The 24,942-nt window shown below is 40.1% G+C and carries 27 protein-coding genes; 8 read left to right on the forward strand and 19 right to left on the reverse strand.

Going from position 1 to position 24,942, the window contains the following annotated elements; all coding sequences use genetic code 11:
* Positions 1 to 227: 227 nt before the first annotated feature.
* Complete coding sequence (locus ACG59Z_RS17320; RefSeq protein ID WP_400200563.1) at positions 228 to 539, forward strand: ankyrin repeat domain-containing protein; 312 nt, start codon at positions 228 to 230, stop codon at positions 537 to 539.
* A 45-nt stretch (positions 540 to 584) separates the two neighbouring features.
* Here ACG59Z_RS17320 and ACG59Z_RS17325 read toward each other — a convergent pair whose 3' ends face one another.
* The 5 genes from ACG59Z_RS17325 to ribF all read right to left on the reverse strand — a co-directional run bounded on the left by ACG59Z_RS17325 (position 585) and on the right by ribF (position 6,167).
* The gene (locus ACG59Z_RS17325) at positions 585 to 1,127 is read right to left on the reverse strand and encodes an NADPH-dependent FMN reductase (protein ID WP_400200564.1); all 543 of its coding nucleotides are present in this window, start codon (positions 1,125 to 1,127) and stop codon (positions 585 to 587) included.
* A gap of 132 nt (positions 1,128 to 1,259) precedes the next feature.
* Positions 1,260 to 1,742 (reverse strand): peptidylprolyl isomerase, encoded by a 483-nt coding sequence (locus tag ACG59Z_RS17330; protein WP_004884037.1) that lies wholly within the window; start codon positions 1,740 to 1,742, stop codon positions 1,260 to 1,262.
* Between the two features lies 1 nt (position 1,743).
* Positions 1,744 to 2,274, reverse strand: a complete 531-nt coding sequence (gene lspA, locus ACG59Z_RS17335; RefSeq protein ID WP_001133879.1) for a signal peptidase II — start codon at positions 2,272 to 2,274, stop codon at positions 1,744 to 1,746.
* Positions 2,267 to 5,104 (reverse strand): isoleucine--tRNA ligase, encoded by a 2,838-nt coding sequence (ileS, locus tag ACG59Z_RS17340; RefSeq protein WP_400200565.1) that lies wholly within the window; start codon positions 5,102 to 5,104, stop codon positions 2,267 to 2,269. The genes lspA and ileS overlap by 8 nt, the downstream gene beginning before the upstream one ends.
* A 61-nt stretch (positions 5,105 to 5,165) precedes the next feature.
* Entirely contained in the window at positions 5,166 to 6,167 is a 1,002-nt protein-coding gene (ribF, locus tag ACG59Z_RS17345) for a bifunctional riboflavin kinase/FAD synthetase (RefSeq protein WP_400200566.1), read from the reverse strand.
* 208 nt (positions 6,168 to 6,375) lie between these two features.
* On the opposite strand from ribF, the gene ACG59Z_RS17350 reads away from it, so the two are divergent.
* Together ACG59Z_RS17350 and ACG59Z_RS17355 are read left to right on the forward strand one after the other, a co-directional pair.
* A complete protein-coding gene (locus ACG59Z_RS17350; RefSeq protein WP_400200567.1) occupies positions 6,376 to 7,509 on the forward strand; it encodes a TDT family transporter in 1,134 nt (377 codons plus the stop codon).
* An 80-nt stretch (positions 7,510 to 7,589) separates the two neighbouring features.
* A complete protein-coding gene (locus ACG59Z_RS17355) occupies positions 7,590 to 8,156 on the forward strand; it encodes a 5'-methylthioadenosine/S-adenosylhomocysteine nucleosidase (RefSeq protein WP_006581412.1) in 567 nt (188 codons plus the stop codon).
* Between the two features lie 34 nt (positions 8,157 to 8,190).
* On the opposite strand, the gene ACG59Z_RS17360 is transcribed toward ACG59Z_RS17355, so the two are convergent.
* From ACG59Z_RS17360 to ubiG, 12 genes are all read right to left on the reverse strand, one after another.
* Complete coding sequence (locus ACG59Z_RS17360; RefSeq protein ID WP_002050490.1) at positions 8,191 to 8,811, reverse strand: TetR/AcrR family transcriptional regulator; 621 nt, start codon at positions 8,809 to 8,811, stop codon at positions 8,191 to 8,193.
* Between the two features lie 260 nt (positions 8,812 to 9,071).
* Positions 9,072 to 9,872: an ABC transporter ATP-binding protein gene (locus ACG59Z_RS17365; protein WP_004706121.1), complete on the reverse strand. Its 801-nt coding sequence runs from the start codon at positions 9,870 to 9,872 to the stop codon at positions 9,072 to 9,074.
* A gap of 13 nt (positions 9,873 to 9,885) precedes the next feature.
* Positions 9,886 to 10,683: an aliphatic sulfonate ABC transporter permease SsuC gene (ssuC, locus tag ACG59Z_RS17370; RefSeq protein ID WP_400200568.1), complete on the reverse strand. Its 798-nt coding sequence runs from the start codon at positions 10,681 to 10,683 to the stop codon at positions 9,886 to 9,888.
* On the reverse strand, positions 10,680 to 11,855 hold the full coding sequence (gene ssuD / locus ACG59Z_RS17375) for an FMNH2-dependent alkanesulfonate monooxygenase (protein ID WP_000689549.1): 1,176 nt from the start codon (positions 11,853 to 11,855) through the stop codon (positions 10,680 to 10,682). Before ssuD ends, ssuC begins: the two co-directional genes overlap by 4 nt.
* Before the next feature lie 26 nt (positions 11,856 to 11,881).
* Positions 11,882 to 12,865 (reverse strand): sulfonate ABC transporter substrate-binding protein, encoded by a 984-nt coding sequence (locus ACG59Z_RS17380; protein WP_400200569.1) that lies wholly within the window; start codon positions 12,863 to 12,865, stop codon positions 11,882 to 11,884.
* A 71-nt stretch (positions 12,866 to 12,936) separates the two neighbouring features.
* Entirely contained in the window at positions 12,937 to 13,905 is a 969-nt protein-coding gene (locus ACG59Z_RS17385) for a sulfonate ABC transporter substrate-binding protein (protein WP_022574307.1), read from the reverse strand.
* Between the two features lie 333 nt (positions 13,906 to 14,238).
* Positions 14,239 to 15,594 (reverse strand): amino-acid N-acetyltransferase, encoded by a 1,356-nt coding sequence (argA, locus tag ACG59Z_RS17390; protein WP_396463723.1) that lies wholly within the window; start codon positions 15,592 to 15,594, stop codon positions 14,239 to 14,241.
* A gap of 120 nt (positions 15,595 to 15,714) precedes the next feature.
* Positions 15,715 to 16,044, reverse strand: a complete 330-nt coding sequence (locus tag ACG59Z_RS17395) for an RcnB family protein (RefSeq protein ID WP_400200583.1) — start codon at positions 16,042 to 16,044, stop codon at positions 15,715 to 15,717.
* Positions 16,045 to 16,270: 226 nt separating this feature from the next.
* Entirely contained in the window at positions 16,271 to 16,681 is a 411-nt protein-coding gene (locus ACG59Z_RS17400; RefSeq protein WP_263612641.1) for an RcnB family protein, read from the reverse strand.
* Positions 16,682 to 16,897: 216 nt separating this feature from the next.
* Complete coding sequence (locus tag ACG59Z_RS17405; protein ID WP_400200570.1) at positions 16,898 to 17,644, reverse strand: YciK family oxidoreductase; 747 nt, start codon at positions 17,642 to 17,644, stop codon at positions 16,898 to 16,900.
* Between the two features lie 65 nt (positions 17,645 to 17,709).
* Positions 17,710 to 18,411, reverse strand: a complete 702-nt coding sequence (locus ACG59Z_RS17410; RefSeq protein WP_400200571.1) for an HAD family hydrolase — start codon at positions 18,409 to 18,411, stop codon at positions 17,710 to 17,712.
* On the reverse strand, positions 18,408 to 19,121 hold the full coding sequence (gene ubiG / locus ACG59Z_RS17415) for a bifunctional 2-polyprenyl-6-hydroxyphenol methylase/3-demethylubiquinol 3-O-methyltransferase UbiG (RefSeq protein WP_263612644.1): 714 nt from the start codon (positions 19,119 to 19,121) through the stop codon (positions 18,408 to 18,410). The genes ACG59Z_RS17410 and ubiG overlap by 4 nt, the downstream gene beginning before the upstream one ends.
* A 179-nt stretch (positions 19,122 to 19,300) precedes the next feature.
* Here ubiG and ACG59Z_RS17420 point away from each other — a divergent pair, with 179 nt between their 5' ends.
* Entirely contained in the window at positions 19,301 to 19,918 is a 618-nt protein-coding gene (locus ACG59Z_RS17420; protein ID WP_400200572.1) for a thiol:disulfide interchange protein DsbA/DsbL, read from the forward strand.
* Positions 19,919 to 19,999: 81 nt separating this feature from the next.
* Here the strand turns inward: ACG59Z_RS17420 and ACG59Z_RS17425 are convergent, their stop codons facing one another.
* Together ACG59Z_RS17425 and ACG59Z_RS17430 are read right to left on the reverse strand one after the other, a co-directional pair.
* Complete coding sequence (locus ACG59Z_RS17425) at positions 20,000 to 20,647, reverse strand: TetR/AcrR family transcriptional regulator (protein ID WP_209834843.1); 648 nt, start codon at positions 20,645 to 20,647, stop codon at positions 20,000 to 20,002.
* Positions 20,648 to 20,782: 135 nt separating this feature from the next.
* Positions 20,783 to 21,421, reverse strand: coding sequence for a TetR family transcriptional regulator (locus ACG59Z_RS17430; RefSeq protein ID WP_000027529.1), 639 nt, complete (start codon positions 21,419 to 21,421; stop codon positions 20,783 to 20,785).
* 173 nt (positions 21,422 to 21,594) lie between these two features.
* On the opposite strand from ACG59Z_RS17430, the gene ACG59Z_RS17435 reads away from it, so the two are divergent.
* The 4 genes from ACG59Z_RS17435 (at position 21,595) to ACG59Z_RS17450 (ending at position 24,937) form a co-directional block, all read left to right on the forward strand.
* Complete coding sequence (locus ACG59Z_RS17435; RefSeq protein WP_400200573.1) at positions 21,595 to 22,620, forward strand: ferredoxin reductase; 1,026 nt, start codon at positions 21,595 to 21,597, stop codon at positions 22,618 to 22,620.
* Positions 22,621 to 22,650: 30 nt separating this feature from the next.
* Entirely contained in the window at positions 22,651 to 23,793 is a 1,143-nt protein-coding gene (locus ACG59Z_RS17440) for a fatty acid desaturase family protein (protein WP_400200584.1), read from the forward strand.
* 159 nt (positions 23,794 to 23,952) lie between these two features.
* Entirely contained in the window at positions 23,953 to 24,669 is a 717-nt protein-coding gene (rph, locus tag ACG59Z_RS17445; protein ID WP_004706096.1) for a ribonuclease PH, read from the forward strand.
* Between the two features lie 133 nt (positions 24,670 to 24,802).
* Positions 24,803 to 24,937, forward strand: a complete 135-nt coding sequence (locus ACG59Z_RS17450; RefSeq protein WP_263612647.1) for a hypothetical protein — start codon at positions 24,803 to 24,805, stop codon at positions 24,935 to 24,937.
* Positions 24,938 to 24,942: the final 5 nt, after the last annotated feature.

Genomic DNA, 24,942 nt, shown 5'->3' on the forward strand with positions numbered 1-24,942 from the left:
TCCCGAACTCAGAAGTGAAACCTCTTAGCGCTGATGGTAGTGTGGGGTTACCCATGTGAGAGTAAGTCATCGCCAGCTCATTATTCTAAACACCCCGGTCTCGAAAGAGATTGGGGTGTTGCTTTATTGCGTGGAATAAAATAAAACTCACTTCCAAAAAATCAGATTTGCACAGTTGCTCTGCTTCAGAGATATAATGAAGAAGCTTTTTATTTTGGCGTGATCTCGTGAAATTTAATTCTTTCTCTCAACTACCTGAAGATAATGAAGAACTTTCTCTTCCAGAGTTGATCTATTGGGCATTTTTAGGTGATCTAGAACAAGTAAAACAATTATTAATAGATGGAGAAGACCCTAATCAGATAGATGAGGAAGGGTATAGTGCTTTACAAGCAGCAGCTGAGAATGATCATTTAGTGATAGTGAAGCTCCTGGTTGAAAAAGGGGCGCATGTCGCTTATAAAAGCGAATACACAGCACTACAGTTAGCAGAAATGGCTGGTAATATAGATGTAGTGAATTATTTAAAAAATTTATAAAATTAAAAAGCCCCTTTTGTTTGAAAAAGAGGCTTTTTGTTCAATTTAAGACAAATGATATTTTTGCAGCTTCTCCACAATTGATTGAAGACCTTTTACTTCAAATTCATTGGCTTCAAACTTTTCATCTTTATTACGTTTAAAGATATCTCGTATTTCTATTACAGCATTGGGGTCAACAATACTTAAACTTGAAGTGACTTGGCGTATTTGGCTAATAGAGCGAGAGCCATTTGTTGAGCCATAGCCAATAAATGCAGCGGGTTTACCACTCCATTCTTTCCCTACATAGTCGAGTGCATTTTTTAAAGCTGGGCTGTAACCGTGGTTGTATTCTGGGCTAATAAAGATAAAAGCATCTGCTTGAGCAATTTTATTTGCCCATTCTTGTTGTTTAGGTTGATCATAAATTCCGGTAGCGGGTGGGTGAGAGCCTGAAAACAGAGGTAAATCCCATTCTTTTAAATCAACTACTTCGGTTTGGAAATCTTTTAGACCCCATGTTGGAATTGTTGATTCTACCCAATTGGCAATTTTAATTGCTGTACGTCCTTCACGAACACTTCCCACGACAATATAGACCAGCATATATTTTTCCTAAGGATTTTTATCTTTATAACTTAATTCATTACATAGGACGTGAGAATATAGAATTTGTAAGGATTATTATGTCATGCATAAAACTTAAATAATAAAAAAGCCCTCAATCGAGGGCTTTTTTTACATTAACTTAATGCCTTGCTGGCCAGCTGGAGTTACTTTGAATATCTCTACTTCAAAAGTAATATTTTTGCCAGCTAAAGGGTGGTTGAAATCAATTTCAGTAATATCATCATTCACTGACTTCACGACACCAAATAAAGTTGCTTTTGCTTTATCTTCAAACTCGATCATGTGACCAGGAATAGGTCGTTGTTCGAATTTAACCGTATCAAAAGTTTGTATATTTTCAGGGTTCCAAGGACCAAAAGCATCTTCTGGTGGAAGATGTACAGTACGTCGATCACCTGCACGTAAGCCGAATAAGGCTTTCTCAAAACCTGGTAACAAGTTACCGTCGCCAATAGTCAAGCTAACAGGTTCTTCACGGCTACGTGTATTGTCAATTTCTACGCCATTTTCAAGAGCAACAGAAAAGTGTAGGTCAACTTTAGAACCGTCAGTAATACGAATTTCTTCATTAGGTTGAATAATTTCGGTCATATTATGCATCCGAATTTTTAGGTCTTTGCTTCTCAAGGAAGAATGTATCGATGAGTAGCAAAATGGTACCTAGAGTAATGGCACTGTCCGCAATATTAAAAGCTGGAAAGTGATGATTTTGGTAATAAACATGAATGAAATCGACCACATAACCTAAAGTAATACGGTCAATTAGATTACCGAGTGCTCCACCTAAAATTAAAGCGATAGCTACAGGTAGCACCACCATTTTTTTAGGCATACGCAGCAACCAAAATACAAAAAGTATTGAAACTAAGCCTGCCAAAGATGTGAAGAAATAGCGTTGCCATCCCCCCGCATCAGATAAAAAGCTAAAGGCTGCACCATAGTTATGTAATAGTGTCCAGTTTAAAAATGGAAGCACAGGTACAGGATCTGCATAGTTCAGATGTGTACTTGCAATCCATTTTGTCCATTGATCCAAAACAATGGCAAGGACAGAAAGTCCAAGCCAAATGAGGTTGTGCGGATAAAACTGGAATAAGCCTTTTTTAGCTTGTGAATTAGGCATATTTTCTCACTTCGCCACGACCAGTGACGTTCACAATACAACGACCACATAAACCAGGATGATCGGCGTGTGTATTTACATCAGGAAGGACATGCCAGCAACGTGCACATTTTTCACCTTCAGCTGCAGATACTTGTACACGTAAGCCTTCCATTTCAGTTGCTTCACCTTGTTCAGCAAATGGATGTACTACTACTTGCGAAGTAATAAGAACAAAACGGAGTTCATCAGCCAGTTGGTTTAAAACTGTTTGTAATGATTCATTTGCCCAAAGTTCAACCTTGGCTGAAAGATTACTACCGACAAGTTTAGCGTTACGAGCTGCTTCAATCTGTTTATTTACTGCAGATTTTACGCTAATCAATGTTTGCCAGTCTGCTTCAGAAAGCAAGTTTGCTTTTGATGAAACAGGTAGGTCATACCATTCAGCTGTAAATACATACTTCTCAGTTTGTTCTGGAATAAGTGGCCAAGCTTCTTGAGCTGTGAAGCTTAGAATAGGACTCATCCAGCGAACAAATGCTTGTACGATATGGTAAAGCGCTGTTTGTGCAGAACGACGTGCTTGTGAGTCAGCCTTAGTGGTGTATTGACGGTCTTTGATGATATCTAGGTAGAAACCACCTAAGTCATTAATACAGAAGCTTGTTAACGCACTACACACGACATGGAAGTTCATTTCTTCATATGCAGTGATAATAGTTTGTTGTACTTCATTTGCACGTTGCAAGATGTATTGATCAAGAGCGATAAGATCATCTACTGCTAAAGCATCTGTACTTGGTTTGAAACCATTTAAGTTTGCAAGCAAGAAGCGTAGCGTATTACGGATACGACGGTAGCTATCACTTACGCGGCTAAAGATTTCTTTTGATGCTGCAATTTCATAGCGATAGTCGCTAGACGCTACATATAAACGTAAACCGTCGGCACCAAGTTGTTTGATGATTTCTTCAAGCGGAATATAGTTGCCTAAAGATTTCGACAATTTACGGCCATTTTCATCCACTGTGAAACCATGTGTTAACAAGGCTTTGTATGGCGCGCGATTGTGAATTGCCATAGATGTTAATAAAGAAGATTGGAACCAGCCACGGTGTTGGTCTGAACCTTCTAAATATAAGTCAGCAGGGCTTTCTAATTCTTCACGTTGCTCAAGTACAGCGTAATGCGTTGTACCAGAGTCAAACCATACATCAAGTGTATCGCGAACAGCATTGTACTGTTCAGCATCTTCACCAATGAAGTCTTTGGCTTCACGGTTAAACCATGCATCGATACCTTCTTGTTCGATAAGTTTTGCAACTTCTTCGATAAGTTCAGGCGTACGAGGATGCAATTCATTCGTATCTTTATGAACGAAAAAAGGAATTGGTACACCCCAAGTACGTTGACGTGAGATACACCAGTCCGGACGGCCTTCGATCATTGATTCAATACGGTTTTTACCCCAGTTCGGTACAAACTCGATATCGTTTTCAATGGCGTTAAGCGCACCTTCACGTAAACCTTTTTGATCCATGCTGATAAACCATTGTGGTGTAGCACGGAAAATAATAGGAGTTTTATGGCGCCAGCAGTGTGGGTAGCTGTGTTTAATCGGTTGATGAGCCCATAAGCGGCCTACAGCACCTAAAGCTTCAATAATCTTTGGATTGGCTTTATAGATATGCTCGCCAGCAAAGATTGGTGCGGTTGGTAAGTAAACCCCGTTACCGCCCACTGGGTTTTCAACTTTGAGGTTGTATTGAATACCTACTTTATAGTCATCTGCACCGTGGCCAGGCGCAGTGTGTACAGCACCTGTACCGCTTGTTGCGATAACGTGTTCACCCAAAATAACCGGAACTTGGCGATCGGTAAGTAAAGGGTGTTGTAAAGTAAGGTTTTCAAGAGCTGAACCAGTAAAGTCAGCTAAAACAACTGGGTTTTCAAGCTTGTAACGCTCAATTGCAGAAGCAACTAAGTCTTTAGCAAGAATAAAGTTTTGCTTACCACGCTCAGTAGTCACTTGTACCAATTGATATTCAATTTCGGCATGCAATGCAACTGCTTGGTTCGCTGGTAATGTCCAAGGTGTAGTGGTCCAGATCACGATATCCGTTGGATCTTGAACGTCTACATTTACACGAGCGCTTAAATCTTTTAAATCTACAACGCCAAAACCAACGTCAATTGCGTCAGATTTTTTATCTTCGTATTCAACTTCAGCTTCAGCAAGTGCTGAACCACAATCCATACACCAGTTCACTGGCTTTAAGCCCGGCTGGATATGCCCATTTTTTTGAATTAAACCTAAAGCACGAACGATATCGGCTTCTTGCTTGTAGTTCATGGTGAGGTAAGGATTATCCCAATCACCTAAAACACCAAGACGTTTAAAGTCAGTACGCTGTAAATCAATTTGTTTTAGCGCATATTCACGGCAGAGTTTACGGAAAGTCGCTGCGTCAACTTTTTCGCCCACTTTACCTACTTTTTCTTCAACTTTTAGTTCGATTGGCAAGCCATGACAGTCCCAACCCGGAACATATGGCGCATCGAAACCTGCCAAAGTACGGCTTTTTACGATGACGTCTTTGAGTACTTTATTAACCGCATGGCCCAAGTGAATTGTACCGTTCGCATATGGAGGGCCATCATGCAAAATATATTTTTTCTTACCAATACGCGATGCACGAATCTGCTGATAAATGTTGTCGGTATACCACTCTTCTAACCATTTCACTTCACGTACTGCCAAATTTGCTTTCATTGCAAATTCAGTATCCGGCAGGTTTAGCGTGGCTTTGTAGTCCACTGCATTTTCAGTAGTTTGCTTATCGCTCATGCAAGTTGTCTTCCAGTTTAATCAGCTTGGGAGCCGACATGTTTTACAATCAAAATTCGAATTAAAAAGGAAATTGTGTCGTGTCGTTACGATATTGTCGTAATTGTTGCACGTCATTATCAATTCCTGCCTTAAGTGCCTCAAGCGAAGGGTAGTTCAATTCACCATGAAGATAGTGAAGAAAAGTCACCCGCATAAATAAGCCATACAGATTAGCAGAAACATCAGGGAAATGTACTTCTAATCTCCACTCTGGATGCTCTTGCTGAATGGCTGGGCGAGTACCGACATGACCTGCACCATAAAGGCTATTTTCATGATATCCGGCAATTCCTGGCTTTTCAGGATTATCCTGAAGCACTTTTTGAGTTAGCGAAGTTGTTTCGCAAATGACTTCAACGCCATAAATACCATTTAAACAAGGCTTATGGCGGTTGAGACGGACATTAATCGTTGGAAAATCTAAAGTTCGTCCAATTTGGTCGCCATATTGAACTCGTCCAGTAATACTGTACGGACGGCCTAATAATTTAGCTGCTAAAGCGAGATTACCCACTTGAAGCACTTGGCGAATACGAGTTGAACTGACGCGTTCACCTTCGAGTTCAATCGTATGTAAATTCGTGACTTGAAAGCCGTAATTTCTTAAAAATTCGCTGTTGCCTTGACGGTCTTTGCCGAAATGAAAGTCATCTCCTAAAACCAAAGCCTGCGCATTTAATTTGTCTTTTAATAAATCTGCGAATTGTGATGCGCTCATGCTACGGAAATGCTGGTCAAATTTGGCAACCGCAATGTAATCAACCCCAAGTTCAGCCAGGTATTCAACTTTTTCCCGTAATGAATTAATACGAGGTGGGGCATCGTAGCCTTTAAAGAACTCAAGCGGTTGTGGCTCAAAAATCATGACCAATGTTTTTAAGCCTTGTGCTGCAGCAATTTTTTTCAGTTGAGCAATCATCGCTTGGTGACCTAAATGGACACCATCAAAATTACCAATAGTTACCGCTGTTTGCGGCAACTGGAAATTGGGCGATAACGCATTAAGACGAAGCAGTTTCATGAACTTAAAATATGGCTATTTTTGCAAGGGCTATATATTGCCATAATCTCACAGATTCGTCTTGTTGTTGTGTTTTTACTCAGGTATTTTTCAATACGAATACTTTTTATATCTAAAAAAATGATGAATTAAATAAAAATAAATCAATTTTTCTTATTATTAATTTATCCTACTATAGCTTTATCCACTCTTTGACTAGAGACTCAAGATGAAAAGACCCTTTTACCAATTAAATCAAAGTAAAGATGTTATACGGCATTTTACCCCAAATTGGTTTACAGCAACTATGGGTACTGGTGTGGTCAGTATGATTTTAATTCAGCTTCCATTTGCCAAATCATTTTTATTTATGCTGGCTACACTGTTATGGCAATTCAATATTGTTCTATTTAGTGTTTTTTCAGGTCTTTATTTATTGCGGTGGTTTCTTTTCCCTCATGAAGCGAAGCAAATATTTAATCATCCAAATATGAGCTTGTTTTTAGGCGCTATTCCAATGGGGCTCGCAACCATATTAAATGGCTTTTTAAGCTTCGGTGTCGGCCTTTACGGTGAAGTGGCAATCCATATTGCTCAAGTTTTATGGTACGTCGATGTCTTTTTAGCGCTAGCAATTGCGTGGATTGTGCCGTTTTGTATGTTTAGCCGTCAGAACCATCATCTACATACCATGACTGCAATCTGGCTTTTACCTGTGGTCGCATGTGAAGTCGCAGCAAGTTCTGCGGGCATGTTAGTTGCACATTTACCAGCAGATTTGCATAGCTTTCATTTATTGTTAGCGGGATATGTACTCTGGGGGATTTCTGTATTACCTGCATTTGCCATTTTAACGATTTTAATGTTGCGTATGGCTTTGCATCAATTACCGGAAAAAGAAGTCGCAATTTCTAGTTGGTTGTCTTTAGGCCCAATTGGCACAGGTGCTTTAGGTCTATTGTTGCTTGGTGAACAGGCACAAAGAGTGGCGCCAAATGTAGGATTTGAACAGTTTGCCAATGTATTTCAAGCATTAGGCGTGGTGGGCAGTTTGGTACTGTTAGGCTTTGGGTTATGGTGGTTGGGTCTTGCAATTTTAACAACGCTTCGTCATGCAAAAACAGGTATTCCATTTAACTTGGGATGGTGGGGCTTAACCTTTCCACTAGGTGTGTTTATTCTGGCTTTATTTAATTTAGGGCATCAGGTTGAAGTTGTATTTTTACAGTATGTTGCGGTGGCACTCAGTGTTTTATTATTAGTGATGTGGAGCGTTGTAATGAAGAAAACCTTAGCCGGAGCCTATAGTGGGCATCTGTTCTTCTCTCCATGTTTAATTGCCTTACAACAAAAAATGCAGTAATGATGAAAAGGTGCAAAAAGCTTTTGCACCTGATTTATACTTATTTTCTAATTTATTAATCTTGAATTGAGCCTTTTTGAATGAACAAAGATATCGCTTTAATTATGGCACTTCCTAATGAATCTAAAGGCTTATTTGAGCAAGCAGGTATTGAAGTCCATTACAGTGGTATAGGTAAAATCAACGCTGCCTTTAAAGCATTTGAAGTTATTCAAAAAACAGGCTGTAAAACTTTAATTAACTTAGGTTCGGCAGGAAGTTCGTCTTTTAATCGACATGATTTGGTCGAAGTAAAAACTTTTGTACAACGTGATATGGATGTTTCACCATTAGGGTTTGAAGTCGGTGTAACGCCGTTAGATGATCACTTGCCAGCTGAAATTCATCTTCAACCACATTTTGCTGATTTGCCAAAAGGGATTTGCGGGACAGGGGATTCATTTGAAACTGGCCAGCCAAAAGTCGCGTGTGATGTGGTGGATATGGAAGGGTATGCCTTAGCCAAAGTTTGCCATAAGCTAGGTGTACGTTTAATTTCGGTGAAATATATTACTGATGGTGCAGATGATACTGCTCATTTAGATTGGGAAGAAAATTTATTATTGGGTGCGCAAAAGCTCTTGGCTCTTTATCAAAATCATTTCTAAAAAAAGATCGGCAAATTTGCCGATCTTTTTTATTTTAGCGAGGTAATACACCGTAGAGCATCATATGTACCGTATGCTCAATCGAGCGCTGGAACATACTACGGTTACGAAGTGTTTTACCAGTCACCATTTCCATTTGAGTGGCAAAATCGGCATAGTTTTGCGTAAGGCCCCAAATATTGAGTATTAACAGCTCAGGGTCGATATCTGGAGAAATTTTCCCTTCTTCTTGCCATGTTTGAATAACCTTGGCTTTGCGCTTGAATAGCTTTTTCAAAGGCCCTTTCAGTATAGGCAAAATGTGCGGAGCCCCTTGGATAATTTCCAAAGCAAATAATCGCGAAGCCTTTGGTTGGCTACGAGAAAGTTCGATTTTTTGTATTAAATAGTGAGACAAAGCTTCGGCTGGTTCTAACTCAGCTTCTAAAGTTTGTAAGGGAGCAAGCCATTTTTGTAAAACTGTGGTCAGCACTTCCACATATAAAGACTCTTTATTTTCATAGTAATAGAAAATATTCGACTTATGCATGTCAGCGAGTTGGGCAATTTCATCCAGACTTGCACCACTAAACCCATATAGTGAAAACACATCAAGGGCGGCAGCAAGAAGCTGATTGCGCTTTTGAGTACTCTTCTTTTGTTCCATTTGCTGCATAAATTAAAAAGATAGTGTTCCCATTGTAAGGTAAATCGTTTGATTTGTGCACAGGTGTCTCACTTTTTTAGTGAAAAAACGGATAGTTATTTGAGCAATAGATATACTATTGTGCAAAAAATAGAGAGATTCACTAGTTTATTGTTATTCTTAAAAATATTTTTTGATCTTCGCCCTAAAAAAGAGCAATAAATCATCAGTTTTATTGCTCGTTAATTGGGCACTTTTCAGTTGAATGGTTCTCATTACTCATCTTAACCTTAAGTTGCTAAGACTGCGTCGAGTACTTGTTGTTCAAGCTGGGCAAAAGTTATGCTCTTTTTCCGCGGACGTGGCAAATTCACTTGGAAACTTTGGGCAATTTGCCCCTTATCTAATAGGATAATACGGTCGGCCAATTGCACTGCTTCACTCACATCGTGTGTGACCAAAATGGCAGTAAACCCTTGCTCTTTCCATAGACGTTCAATCAAGCTTTGCATCTCAAGACGGGTGAGCGCGTCTAATGCACCTAACGGCTCATCTAACAGCAAAATACGTGGAGTATGCGATAACGCACGGGCCAAGGCTGTACGTTGGCGTTGACCACCTGAGAGCTGGGAAGGCCACTGTCCCGATTTTTCTTTTAGACCCACTTTTTCCAGTAATTCTTCTGCTAATGCATGTTGTGATTTTGGTAGTCCAAGTTGAACGTTTTGAAGAATATTTCGCCAAGGAAGTAGGCGGGGGTCTTGGAACATAACCCGAATGTCATCGTTAGTAATCCCTTCACGTAAATGTCGGGCAGATTTAAACTTGATCTCACCAAAACTGGCTTTTTCAAGTTGGGCAATTAAGCGTAATAAGGTACTTTTACCGCAACCACTACGGCCAACGATCGCTAAAAATTCACCCGGTTGAATATGCAGGTTAAGATCTTCAAGAACTTTCACCTCACCATAAAATTTATAAAGTTGTTCAATCAGAATCTCTGCACCTACTACAGGCTCTTGTGACTCTGGATGATTTTCTGGAATGAGCTCTACGTCATTCTGATTAATATTTAAATTCAGATTTGTCATATTTTAAGCTCCCTTATTTTTGATAACCAGCGTGCCAACGTAGTAAATAGCGTTCCAAAATTTGTGCTAAAACATCGGCTAACTTACCTAATAGGGCATAAAGAAGAATACCGACCAGAACTACATCTGTTTGCAAAAACTCTCGTGCATTCATGGTCATATAACCAATACCAGCTTGAGCTGAGATAGTTTCGGCCACAATGAGTAATACCCAAACCAAACCTAAAGCAAAACGTAAACCGACTAAAATAGAAGGCATCGCACCAGGTAGAATAATTTCTTTGTAAAGCTGCCAGCGGGAAAGGCCATAGCTTTTACCCATCTCAATCAATTGTGGATCGACTGAACGAATACCGTGATAGGTGTTGATATAAATAGGGAAGAAAACACCTACTGCAACTAAGAATAATTTTGCTGTTTCATCAATACCAAACCACAAAATCACAAGCGGAATAAGCGCAAGAGCCGGAATATTACGAATCATTTGCAAGGTCGTATCGAGCAGGGTAGAGGCGAAGCGCGAAGACCCATTGAGCAGACCTAATAGCAAACCTAAACCACCGCCTATTAGAAGCCCAAGCAGTGCACGACCAGCACTTACCTTAACGTGATGCCATAATTCGCCGCTAACGAGAAGATACCAGAAAGCGGAAACGACAGCAGTCGGGGCTGGCAAAATACGGTTTTCTAAAAGACCAGAACTTGAGGCAATTTGCCAGATAACCAATAGAACAATTGGGAAAATCCAAGGCAGCAAACGCTGCCCGATTTGTCTTGTTCCACGTGAAACAATAGTTGTATTTTTACTCATGCAGGCTCCTTGACGGAACTATTTTGCTTCTTCTCGTCTGGAACATAGTTGTTGGCAATAATCTCACCGAATGGACCAGTTAAGTTTGGCTGAGCAAGTTTAGCTCGGGTCTCAATTGGTAATAACGGGAATACTAACTCTGCAAAACGAATTGATTCTTCAAGGTGTGGATAGCCTGAGAAAATGAAGGTATCAATACCAAGATCCGCATACTCCTGAATACGAGCAGCAACTGTTTCTGGGTCACCTACCAATGCCGTACCTGCACCACCACGGACTAAACCAATACCTGCCCAAAGGTTTGGAGAGACTTCTAGCTTGTCTCGGTTACCGCCGTGTAGCGCGGCCATACGTTGTTGGCCTACGGAGTCCATTTGTGCAAATTTTTTCTGTGCTGCAGCAATAGTTGCATCGTCCAAATATTGGATAAGCTCGTTAGCAGCTGCCCATGCTTGTTCGTTGGTTTCGCGAACAATCACATGCAAGCGAATACCATAAGTTAATTTACGGCCTTTAGCCTCTGCTTTTGCACGAACATGCTCGATCTTTTCTTTCACGGCTGCTGGTGGTTCACCCCAAGTGAGGTAAGTGTCTACTTGCTCAGCTGCAAGGTCTACAGCAACGTCTGAAGAACCGCCAAACCAAAGTGGTGGGTAAGGCTTTTGGACAGGTGGGTAAAGTAGTTTTGCATCATCTACTTGTAAACGTTCACCGTGGAATGTAAAAGCTTCACCTGTATGTGAACGCGTCAAAATTTCACGCCAGATTTTTACGTATTCATTAGCAGTTTGGTAACGCGTTGAGTGATCTTCATATAAACCGTCACCGCGCAGTTCGGCTTCATCACCACCAGTCACTAAGTTAAGTAGCACACGACCATTCGATAGGCGGTCAAATGTTGCAGCCATACGTGCAGCTAAAGCTGGTGTGGTTACCCCCGGACGTAACGCAACTAAAAACTTAAGGTGCTGAGTTGCATCAATAAGGCTAGCCGCCGTGATCCAAGGATCTTCACATGAACGGCCCGTTGGAATAAGTACACCTTCGTAACCCAAATTATCTACTGCCACAGCAATTTGCTTCATATAGGCATGGTCAACCTGACGAGCGCCTTTACTTGTACCTAAATAGCGACTATCACCGTGGGTAGGAATAAACCAGAAAATTTTCATGTGCATTACCTATATGTCTATTGAAATTACTTGGCACCCCAAACAGCTTGTTTAATGCTGATTGGTTTTGGAATGATGCCTTGTTGAGTAAAGATATCTGCAAGCTGCTGTTGTTCAGCAATCACTTTGCTGTTCAGCGGAGCTGCTGCTGATGGACGTGGACGGCGTTTAATGAATAAATCGCTGGTCGCAGGTTTAAGTCCTGTACTTTGGCCAATCGCGCTTGCCGTTTCTGTTTGATGACTTTGAACCCATTTGTCAGCTTGATTGATTTGTTTGATGAGTTCAGGAACAGCTTTTGGATATTGCTTAACAAAATTTGGAGCGGCTAAATAAAAGGTATAGTTCGGGCTTAAACCTTTACCTGAAGCAAGTACACGAGCTTGGTCTTCTAGTTGTGCTGAAGCGTAGTAAGGGTCCCAAATTGCCCATGCATCAACGGCACCTTTTTGGAATGCAGCGCGAGCATCGGCAGGTGTGAGCCAAATTGGCGTAATGTCGCTCCATTTTAAGCCCGCTTTACGCACAGCCTGTACGAGCAGGTAATGTGAACTGGAACCTTTTTGCAACGCAATGCGTTTGCCTTTAAGGTCTTTAAGTTGGGTGAGCTGTGAGTTTTTAGGAACTAAAATTGCCGACGCCAATGGCTTAGCCGCTTCATAAGCAATGTAATATAAAGGCTTGCCCGCTGCTTGAGCATAGACTGGTGGTGTGTCTCCAGTGACTCCAATATCGAGTGAGCCGACAGCCAAGGCTTCTAAAATTTGCGGACCAGCTGGGAACTCATTCCAAGTGATTTTGGCATTTGGAAATTCTTGTTCAAATAATTTTTGCTGTTTGGCAATCGCGAAGTTAATCGAGCTTTTTTGAAAACCGATACGAAGTTCTTTTACAGTAGGGTCTATTGCCCAAGCAGGTGCAGCAATCGTTAAACCTAAGACAGCGACTGCACTAAAGCGCTTAACTAATTGGGTCCACTGACCCTTATTAAATAATGATTGATGTTGCATATAGATATCCTTGTTCCCTTAAGGCAAGGCACAGCATTTATATCGTTATTTAAGCTGTGCCAAAGCTGGGTTTATTTCAGTTTTAAAATGGCATCTTGAATGGTGAGCTTGTTTGGAATGAGCTTTTGCGCATAAAAGGCATCGGCTACATATTGTTGTTCTTGGGCTACCTTGTCAGATATTGGCTGAACACCAAAACCCATACGTGAAATAGAAGTTTTGAGTACATCAAACTCAAGTGCAGTAGGTTTTTCGAGTAGCTTGGCCGCTTCATCTTGATGCGTGCTAACCCATTCGGTTGTTTGGTTGAGTGTCTGCACAACAGTGTTTAGAACTTTCGGGTTACTTTCTGCAAATTTACGATCAGCTAAGTAAAACTGATGATTGCTTACCAAGTTTTCACCAGTCGCTAAAACACGAGCCTGAATTTGATGTTCAGCTGCTGCAAAGAACGGATCCCAAATCACCCATGCATCGACGGCACCTTTTTCAAAAGCAGCACGTGCGTCTGATGGTGGTAAATAAACAGGTTGAATATCACTTAAGTTCAAGTGATTTGCTTCTAGAACTTTCAATAAAAGGTAGTGAACATTTGAACCTTTATTCAGTGCGACACGTTTGCCTTTTAAATCTTGAATAGAGTGAATAGGAGAGTCTTTTTGTACCAATAACGCTTCTGCTTTTGGTGCAGCAGGTTGGTTTGCAACATAGACTAAATTTGGATTGGCTGCTTGAGCAAAAATAGGTGGTGCTTCACCTGCCTCACCCAAGGAAACGCTTCCGACATTTAGACCTTCAAGTAATTGAGGTCCCGCAGGAAACTCAACCCATTTCACTTGTACGCCTTGATCTTTGAGTGCTTTTTCCAAGTCACCACGTGCTTTTAAAATAGGAAGGATGCCATATTTCTGATATCCAATATTTAAAGTTGTGGTGGTGTGTTCCTCTTTTTTGGCACAACCACCTAGCATCATCACTCCCGCAAGGCTGGCAGCAATGACTGAATATTTTGCCCATGAAGTGGAATTAAAAAGTGCCATGTGGTTTCGTGCTCCCCGAAAGAGAAAAAGAAAAATAATTAGATGAGCAGATACCCTAAAGGGATTTTTATTTCATAAAAAATAAGTATTCAGTCTTTATTTATGCAAAAAAAAGCTAAAAACATTCGGCGATAAACTTATGCAAAAAAATGATTTATTAAACAGAATAATATTTAAAAAATAGTGTTTAAGTTTTTGTAAATAAAATGAAAAATATTAAAAGAATAAAATTTAAAGATTTAAAAAAAGTACAACCATATATTAATAGTATGTATGGTTGTACTTTTTGGACTAAGCTTATCTGAAATAAGAATATCTTAAAAAATGCAAAGCCTAGGGAAGCAGTTTTTTAAAGACTAAAGAATTTCTTTGGTAGTTATAAAGTGCCTGACGGGCATTTGGTAGTTCATCCACAGTAACTTGGTGAAAGCCATGTTCTAAAAACCAGTGTGCAGTTCGTGTTGTTAAAACAAATAATTGACGAATGCCTTGTTGTTTGGCCTTTTCCTCCAGGAATTGCAGAATTTGGCTACCACGGTTGGATTTGCGATAACTTGGGTGTACTGCTACACAAGCAATTTCTGCCGAACGAGTTTCATTAAATTCAGTAGGAATTGGATAAAGAGCAGCACAGGCCAAAATCATACCGTCTCGTTCAATAACCGCAAACTGACTAATTTCCTGCTCTAAACGTTCACGTGAGCGATACACCAAAATGCCTTCTTCTTCTAACGGGCGTAATAGGTTCATTAAGCCGCCGACATCTTGAATATGCGCCATACGAACTTCTTCATAATGCGCATCGGTAATCATGGTACCCACACCATCACGTGTGAACAGTTCTTCAATGAGTGCGCCATCATAGGCATATGAAATTAAATGAACACGGTGTACACCCGATAGAGAAGCTTTTTTTGCTTCTTGTAAATGTAGGGTTAGGGTGGGGCTACTGGCTTGGTATTGTTGAATATAGTAGTCAAGTTGATGCGGACTCAATTCACGCAATAACTGTCCTTCTTCATTGAGCAAACCTTGTTGCTCACCTAAAAAGATTAATTTGTCTGCTTTTAAATAGGTGGCAGTTTTCGTTGCTACTTCTTCAGCTCTTAAATTAAATACTTCACCTGTGGTTGAGTAACCCGTCGGGCCAAGTAAAATAATATTATCGTTATCAAGATGACGCTCAATCGCGTCGGTATCTATGGAACGAACTTCACCTGTAAGCTGAAAATCCATGCCATCACGAATACCATAAGGTTTAGCGGTTACGAAATTACCTGATACAACATCTATTCGAGCGCCGTACATTGGAGAGTTAGCCAATCCCATAGATAACAGTGCTTCGATTTCTAAACGAATAGACCCGACAGCACTCATGACACAGCTTAATGATTCACGCGTGGTAATACGGCTGTTGTCATAAAAAGGAGTTTCGATACCTTTATCTTTAAGGTTTTGATTAATTTGTGGACGTGCGCCGTGGACTAAAATTAAGCGAATACCGAGTGAATGCAACAAAGCAATATCATGAATGATATGCTCGAAATTAGGGTCGCGGACTGCTTCACCGCCAAACATTAGAACAAAAGTTTTATCGCGATGGGCATTAATATAAGGTGCTGAATGTCGGAACCAATGTACATAATGTTGGGTGTTATTATGTGATTTCTCTAAAGACTTAGTTGGCATACCGATCTCGAATCAACAGCAAAAAGATATAAAGATGATTCTAAACAAAAAAGCTTAAAGTCGCATGTATTAGATAGAAAAACACCCAAATTACATTTGGGTGTTTGATGTTTTATTAAATTAACGAATCACTTTAATGATTTTATGGCTTTGTTCATTTACCAGTACATAGTTTCCATTCACTTTATACCATTTTTGAAAACGCCCAGGTTTGGTCAATTTCTGGTGTGAGCGATAGTCAATTACATAACGTGGATGCTGATATTGATGCGGCACAACTTGGCCTTCTCGCCAGATATTCGCATGGTCATCTTTGTGAATGACTTTCACTGGTCTGACGTCATGGTTTCGGTAGTTACCATGATGGTCATGATCATTTGGTGCAGCCATCGCTGTTGTTGCGATTAAACCACTCATTGAAAGAACAATTGCTGTAGTTAGTTTTTTCATCATGAACCTCGAATGATCAATTAAATTTCGATAATTGAAGGTTAGTGAAAAATTACAGATAAATCGTGAAGGCTAAGAATAATAAATGTGAAAAATATCTATCAAATAAGAAGAAATTTAGAATATATAAGTTTTTAATATCTTATTGATATAAAAAATAAAAAAAAGGATAAAGCCCATTGGCTTTATCCTTTTTTATTAACTGAATAGTGAGGAGCTATCAGTTTTATAAACCACGAATGCTAACAATACTGTTAGAGTCTGTGTCGACTAAGATATAGTCATTATTAATTTTATACCATTGCTGGTTACGGTCTGGTTTAGGCAAGTTACTGTCTCTATAGTCGACCTTATAGCCATTACCGCGATAATGCTGTGGCATGACATAACCTGGCTGCCAGCGATGTTGTTTTAGACGCTCAAAACCGCGTTCTTCACGCATACGGCGCTCATCGCGAAAACGATCTTCATCATCGTCACGGTCATATTTGTGCCCACGATCATTCCATTCACCACGAGGCCCACCTTTAGGCCCTTTCTGGCCATGTCCTCGGTCAAATGGAGGATCAGCAAAGCTTGCCATACTGGTGGTCAGTACAGTGATGCTAAGGGCTAAGATGGTGAACAACTTTTTCATGATGCATCCTCGTTTACATCTGATGTCTCTCATGTTGAATACTGTACGCGCAAAATGCAGAGAAACTGTGAAGATCATTTAATGCTTCAATTAAAATTACGGATAAATCCAGTGTTTTATCAATAATAAAAAAGGCTTGTATATATCTTTGCAGGTATAGCCAAGCCAGATGTGATGATCGGCCGTAATGTATTTTAGCTTTTCATCTATAGTTATTTAATCCTGTGCATCAATACTTTGACCATTGAGCGACAGGCTATCTTCACCCATCAAATAAAGATAAGCCGGCATGATTGACTCTGGCGTTGGTAAAGTTTTCGGATCTTCTGCAGGATAAGCTTTTGCACGCATTGCTGTACGTGTTGCACCTGGGTTAATGCAGTTAAAGCGAATATTTGGATAAGTATGCTCAGCTGCAAAAATCTTGCTCACAGCTTCAATCGCGACTTTAGACACTGAATACGCGCCCCAGAGTGCACGCGCTTCGCGACCTACGCCAGAGCTGGTAAATACAACAGAAGCGTTATCTGATTTTTGCAAAAGCGGAAGTAGTGCTTGAGTCAGGGCAAAAGGCGCACGTAAATTTACTGACATCACATCATCCCATACCTCTGCTGGATAATGGGCGAGTTCTACTCGGTCACCTAAAATACCGGCATTGTGCAAAATACCATCTAGACGTCCAAATTGCTTTTCAAGTGTACTCACTAAAAAGTCATAATCACGATCAGAAGCACTTGAAAGCTGGAGTGGTAAAATAGCAGGTTGAGGAGCGCCTAAACCTTCAATTTCATCATAAATTACTTCAAGTTTATTTAAGGTTCTACCATGCAAAACCACAGTTGCACCATGTAAAGCGTAACTGAGGGCCGCAGCTCGCCCAATTCCATCACCTGCACCGGTGATTAAAATAATTCGATCTTTGAGTAGATCTGGACGAGGTTGATATTCTGAATATTTCATTGGTAAACCTCCTTCTTTTTATATTGATATAAATAACCGTTAAAAAAGCCTGTAAAACTCTTGTGTTAACCTATCATACGCTGATTTTCCTGTAGAGCAGGAAGCTTTTGACGTAACATCTCGTGTAATTCTGTCACCGTATTTACAATCGAATCAGCTTGCCAAGCAACTAGATCATCACGATGTTCAATAGGTAAATAACCGTATGCTGCCAAGATGGTATACATATTTGCATTGCGACCAGCATCAATATCACGAGGATGGTCACCCACATAAATAATTTCATCTGCTGGAATATTTAACTGTTTTGCAGCCAAATACATTGGTTCCGGGTCAGGCTTAGTGTTAGAAACATCCTCTGGACACACCAACACCGCGCAGCGCTCAGTTAAGTTTAATTTCTCTAATAATGACTCACTTAAACCGCGTGGTTTATTGGTGACAATACCCCACGGAATTTGCTGAGCTTCTAACTCTTCTAAAAGCGGATACATGCCTTCAAACAGGTCTGTATCGACGACAATATTATTGCCATAAATATCTAAAAAGTTCTGGCGATGCGCCAAGAAAATTGGGTTGGTCACATCCAGTTCTGGATAGACCAATTTGACCATCGCACGTGCACCTTCAGAAACCTGAGTGCGGATGAGATCTGCTTCTACCACAGGACGTCTTTCATCACGGCACATTTGTTGAATAATACGGATAAAGTCGGCAGCCGTGTCGATGAGCGTGCCGTCTAAATCAAATAAAACAGCTTTCATCATGCACCTGTCTTTACTGTATGAACCATATAGTTAACATCAACATTTGGTGCTAACCAATAACGTTTCGTAATAGGGTTGTAGTGTAAGCCCGTCATTTCTTTTAACGTTAAGCCTGCATTACGAATGTCATGTGCCATTTCTGAAGGGCGAATGAACTTGTGATAATCATGCGTACCTTTTGGAAGCATGCGTAGCACGTATTCAGCACCAATAATCGCGAACAAATAAGATTTTGGATTACGGTTAATGGTCGAGAAGAACACATGACCGCCCGGTTTAACCAAAGCCTGACATGCTTTAACAATAGATGCTGGGTCTGGAACGTGTTCCATCATTTCCATGCAAGTGACCACATCGTATTGACCAGCTTGTTCTTGTGCCAACTCTTCAACTGGAATTTGGCGATATTCAATATTTTGAACATTGTCTTGTTGAGCATGTAAGCGACCAACAGCTAAAGGTGCTTCACCCATATCAATACCGAGTACGTCTGCACCACGGCGAGCCATGCTTTCAGCTAAAATACCGCCACCACAGCCGACATCAAGAACCTTTTTACCGGCAAGACCACCAACACGTTCATCAATCCAGTTTAAACGTAATGGATTGATTTGATGGAGTGGGCGAAATTCAGAATGTTGATCCCACCATTTGGCAGCAAGTGCTTCAAATTTTGCGATTTCTTGTAAATCAACATTCAATTGCGACATGGTGTCACCTCTAAACTTGGGTTATCTTTTTGATGTAGTTCGCCGTTAGTGTAGCGATTATTGGGAAAAAAGCGATAAACCCAATAAAAAACTTCACAGAAGCAAAACGAATTTAGCATATTTGTTTTATATTTAGGGCATAAGCTAATGCATAACAACTTAGAGGAAAAGCTGTAGCAATGAAAAAATTGGTTTTGGGTGGTTTGAGTGCAGCAATTATGGCCGTATCGGGTAGTGTAATGGCAGCAGATTTCGTTGCTGGTAAAGACTATACCGTGATTGCCAATCCAGGCAAAGTGGAAGTACCGGGGAAAATCGAAGTACGTGAGTTCTTTTGGTATGGCTGTCCGCACTGTTTTAAACTTGAGCCACATATGCAAGCGTGGTTAAAACAGGCGCCGAGTGATATACGTTTCGTACGTACACCAGCTGCTATGAACAAAGTATGGGAACAAGGGGCACGTACTTATTATACATCTGAGGCATTAGGTGTACGTAAGCACACTCACTTGCCATTATTCCATGCGATTCAGGTAAACGGTCAGCAGATTTTTGACCAAGCTTCTGCGGCTAAGTTCTTCACACGCTATGGTGTGCCTGAACAGAAATTTAATAGTACTTACAACTCATTTGCTGTGACTGCAAAAGTTGCCGAGTCAAATAAACTTGCTCAACAGTACCAATTAACAGGCGTTCCTGCTGTAGTGGTAAATGGTAAATATGTTGTACAGGGTGAAGATGGTAAAGTTACTCAAGTACTTAACTACTTAATTGAGAAAGAGCGTAAAGCAAAATAATTTTGATTGCGTTAGAAAAAGGGCTTCATTAGAAGCCCTTTTTTAATATTTAATTATTTTCACAATCACGAAATAATTCAATTAATTTTGATGATTTTCTTCTTCAATCTGGAAATTTAGCGCATCAAAATTGGTGGTTTGTGTGGGTAATGACAATGCCTGATTAATATATAAATTAATCAATTTTTGGCGAGAACCAATCGAACGCTGATAATAAGTCGAATTTAAAAGTAATGATGCGCCGTAAGTCAGTGACCAGATATAAGATAAATAGTCACGAATCGACATATCATAATTTAATGATTTTAAATAACTTTCGGTAATATCTTTAATCGCAAGAATACGTTGCTGACGGATTTCATACAGCTCTTCAAAAAGGTGCTTCAACTTAGATTCTGTCATGGTCAGATTTTCTTCAAGTTGATGCAATAAAATGGTTTTTCCTGGGGTGAGTAAATGATGAAGCATGTAACGCGGAGCATACTCTTTGAAATCAGTATTATATTTTTGAGAAATTTCTAAAATTTGTTTTTCATTTTGAATAATGAGTTCAAGCAGAAGTTCATTTTTACTTCTAAAGTGCTTATAAAGCGTACCTTTTGCAATATCTAGCTCGGCCACTAATTCATCTAGAGTAATTTCCTGATTGTTTTCTAGTAACAATTTTTCAGCAACGCTTAGAATTTTTTCTTTGCGCATCAAAAATTGTGTATGACGATCAAGATTCATAGGTATTCCCGCACCAGTTTGGCCTAACGAATAGTTTACTTCCTGTAAAAAGAAAAAGACTTTTCTCGAAATTTTCGCCTTTTCTTTCACTCTTTACGTATTAACACATAACCTGTTTTTTGTCATTTGCCAGTTTTACCGTTCCCAGTTGGCAATGCCTCTAAACAGTAAGCGAACTTGTGTAGATGCATTTTCAATAAAGGCAGTTTGCTGCTGTTTGAGTTGCTCACCTTGATATTGTTTGGCTAGGTTGAGCCACGTCATTGCCCATGTAAATGACATATTGGTCAAAATGGTAGATAAGACATTTAAGTCTTGAGGGTTTTGAATATGTTTAAAATTTTCGAGCTTAGTCAGATCTGTCGTTAAGTCTTCAATTAAAAATTCAATTTCTCTGGCAATGGCTGCACGAACGGTTTCCGAGCCACCCCAACGTTCAGCAATCATAAATTGCCATTGTTTCGGGCTATGGTTCACTGCCTGCACAAATAGCTCAATGCTGGTTTGGGTTTTAGCAGATTTATGTTGTAAATAACTTTGTCCAAGTTGATGCAAAACGCTTTTTAAATGCAGCGCGACTTGATCAACCAGTTCTTTACCGAGTTCATCCATGTCTTGAAAATGACGATAGAACGCTGTTGGTACCAAACCTACTTCACGTGCAACTTCACGCAAACTGATACTACTGAACGAACGCCCAGACGTACTCAGATGCAAGGCTGCATCGAGAAGTGCCTGACGACTTTGCTGTTTTCGTTCATCCCGTATCGACATTAAAAAAACCTATTTAAACCGTGAGCCAAAGTCTAACAAAAAAGAGCAAACTTTCATAAAAAAAATAGTGAACAAGTGTTGACTGAGTGAACACTTATAAATATAGTGTACATATGTTCACTATACGAACATGTGTTCACTCAAATAAATAGCCAGAAACAAAAGAGGAACGTATGAACGCAACACTTAACTATCAACCGCATTGGGTTCGAGAAGATTTCGTTGATTTTATTTTGCAAAAAATTAACGTGTCTTGGGCTTGGAAAAGGATACTTGCAGAAGTTACCGCTGTTCAGCCACTTCATACCGATATGGTGCTCCTCATGCTTAAACCGAATCGTAATTTTAATTTCGATCAGGTACGTGCTGGGCAAAGTATTTTACTGACTTTACTTATCGATGGCGTTTACCAACAACGTAGTTACTCAATTATTGAAGTAACTCCTCAAGGTGAAATTGCTTTAGGTATTAAAGTCCAAGGCTTGGTGTCTCGTGCAGCTCAACTATTACATGTCGGTGAGTGTGTTGAAATTTCACAGCCACAAGGTGATTTCACTTTGCATCAAGGCCAGCAACCTGCCATTTTAATTGCATCAGGAAGCGGTATTACTGCAATTTATTCACTTTTGCAGCAAGCTTTGAAACAGCAGCTTGAACAAATTCATGTGATTTATTTTAATCGTGCAGAAATTTTTCATGCTGAATTAAAAGCTTTGGCAGAGCAGTACCCACAGCTTCAATATCATTTTTTTAATACTACCGAGCAAAAGCAGCATTTAACTGAAAGCCTGCTACAAAAGCTGGTTCCTGACTTTGAGCAAACAGCAACTTATGTTTGTGGTCATCACGGCATGATGCAACAGGCAAATGAAATTTATGCACAAAAGGGTGCTCAGTCACAGCTTTATCAAGAGTATTTCCAACCACTTCAAGTGACGGGAACCCATGTCGCACAGCCTGTTATTTTCCGCCGTGCCCAACACGAATTTTTAGCTGAAACGAATTTATTGAGCAGTGCAGAGCAAGCAGGACTACGTCCGCAACATGGTTGTCGTATGGGTGTCTGCAATAAATGCAGCTGTACCAAAGTGAGTGGAGTTACTCAAAACCTGTTAACAGGTGAAGTTGAGGATCAACCGAACCGTCCAATTAAACTATGCGTGAGCCAGGCATTAAGCCCAGTCACGATTGATCTATAAAAAGAATTACAGAGGATTAACCCTATGAATATGGCATTAGAATTTTCTACTGTTTCTAAATCTGCTCATTTAACACCTGAACAGACTGAAGAGTTTGGTCGCCGTGTTGAGCAGATTCGTCAAGACGTAATGCAAAGTCTTGGTGAACAAGACGCAAAATATATCTACAAAGTACGTAATTTTGTTCGCTATACCGAAATCGCATCGCGTGGCATGTTGATGTTTGGTGGCTGGATTCCACCTGTCTGGTTATTGGGAACAGGTTTACTGGGTATTTCTAAAATTGTAGAAAATATGGAACTTGGTCATAACGTTATGCATGGTCAGTTTGACTGGTTAAATGAACCAAGTCTGAACGGTAATACTTATGATTGGGATACCATTGCATCGGGTGATGACTGGCGTGAAACACATAACTACGTGCACCACACTTATACCAATATTGTAGGTAAAGATCATGATGTTGGTTATGGCCTTTTGCGAGTAAGTGACCAACAGAAGTGGGAACCTCGCCACCTGTTTAATATTCCGCTCGGCCTACAGTTAATGTTTTTCTTTGAATGGTATGTAGGTGTACAAAACTTACATCTTGAAGATGCATTAGTTTATAAAACCAAGAGCTGGAAACAGGTTTGGAAAGATTCGGCTAAAGTGCGTAAAAAAGCAACGCGCCAAGTTTTAAAAGATTATGTGTTTTTCCCTGTGATCTCTGGTCCTATGTTTTTACCAGTTTTTGCAGGAAATGTAGTTGCCAATATTATTCGTAACTTGTGGTCATCTGCGGTGATTTTTAATGGCCACTTTACTGAAGATGCAGAAACGTTTGAACCAGACAATACAGATACTGAAACTAAGGCAGAGTGGTATTTACGTCAGATTCGTGGTTCAAGTAATTTTAGTGGGACAGAATGGCTTCATTTTCTGAGTGGTAACTTAAGCCATCAAATTGAACACCATTTATTCCCAGATATGCCTGCCAACCGCTATAAAGAAGTAGCCCCGAAAATTAAGGCACTTTGCGCTGAATATGGTATTAACTACAACGAGGCGAACTTTATGCGCCAGTTCTGGAGTGTATGGGTACGTTTGGCCAAATGTTCACTGCCAAACCATACCACAGGAAAAGTAATGCAGACATTGGAAAAGTTAAAAGCAAAATTCAAATTTGCGTAATCTCAGTTAATCCAAAATAGCTCCTTTTTAGGGGCTATTTTTATTTTTGAGTTATGAAACTTGCAGACTTACATTTCAAAGTAGGGAATAAACTCAACCTGTCAAAATCCTTTGCTATACTATGCCCAAGTTTGTATTTAAGAGAAGTTAGGAAGGATTATGCGTATTGACCAACGTGCATTAGACCAATTACGTGAAGTGAAAATTACACGAAACTACACCCGTTATGCTGAAGGTTCTGTGCTGGTCGAATTTGGTCACACCAAAGTCCTTTGTACTGCAAGCATTGATAACTCAGTGCCACGCTTTTTAAAAGGCCAAGGCCAAGGCTGGGTAACAGCAGAATATGGCATGTTACCGCGTTCAACGCATTCACGTTGTGACCGTGAAGCTGCTCGTGGCAAACAAACAGGTCGTACTCAAGAGATCCAGCGCCTGATCGGTCGTAGTTTACGTGCTATGGTTGATTTGAAAAAGCTGGGTGAAAATACCATTACGATCGACTGCGATGTCATTCAGGCTGATGGTGGTACACGTACTGCTTCAATCACTGGTGCTGCTGTAGCTTTAGTTGATGCAATGAACGTTTTACTTGCCCAGAAGAAAATTAAGCATGATCCGCTTAAGGGATTAGTGGCTGCAATTTCTGTAGGTATGTATCAAGACGAAGTACTTCTTGATCTTTGCTATGAAGAAGATTCGAACTGTCAAACTGACTTAAACGTCGTGATGACACAAGCGGGTGAGTTTATTGAAATTCAAGGTACAGCCGAAGATAAGCCATTTACTCGTGCACAAAGTAATGCCATGCTAGAAATGGCAGAAAAAGGAATTGCCGAGCTTATTAAAAAGCAACAAGAAGCTTTAGGCTGGTAATTTCAAGTTATCTAAAAAACGCATCTTCGGATGCGTTTTTTTATGCCTTCATCAAATCGACATAAAAACATCACTTGCCTGTCACTTTTACGCTTTATTAGTAGTTCGCATTTAAACCGTTTGGAAAAAACTAATGCGAAAACTTTCACTTTTATTTATTACATCTTTAGCGCTTATGCTCAGTGCTTGTAACGATGACAACAACTCAGATAATTCATCGTCAACAACACCGCCAACCAGCAATTGCAAAATGCACTGTGCACCATAATAAAA

The organism is Acinetobacter sp. ABJ_C1_1 (genome assembly GCF_044684115.1).
In the GTDB taxonomy this organism is placed as follows: Bacteria; Pseudomonadota; Gammaproteobacteria; order Pseudomonadales; family Moraxellaceae; genus Acinetobacter; species Acinetobacter nosocomialis_A.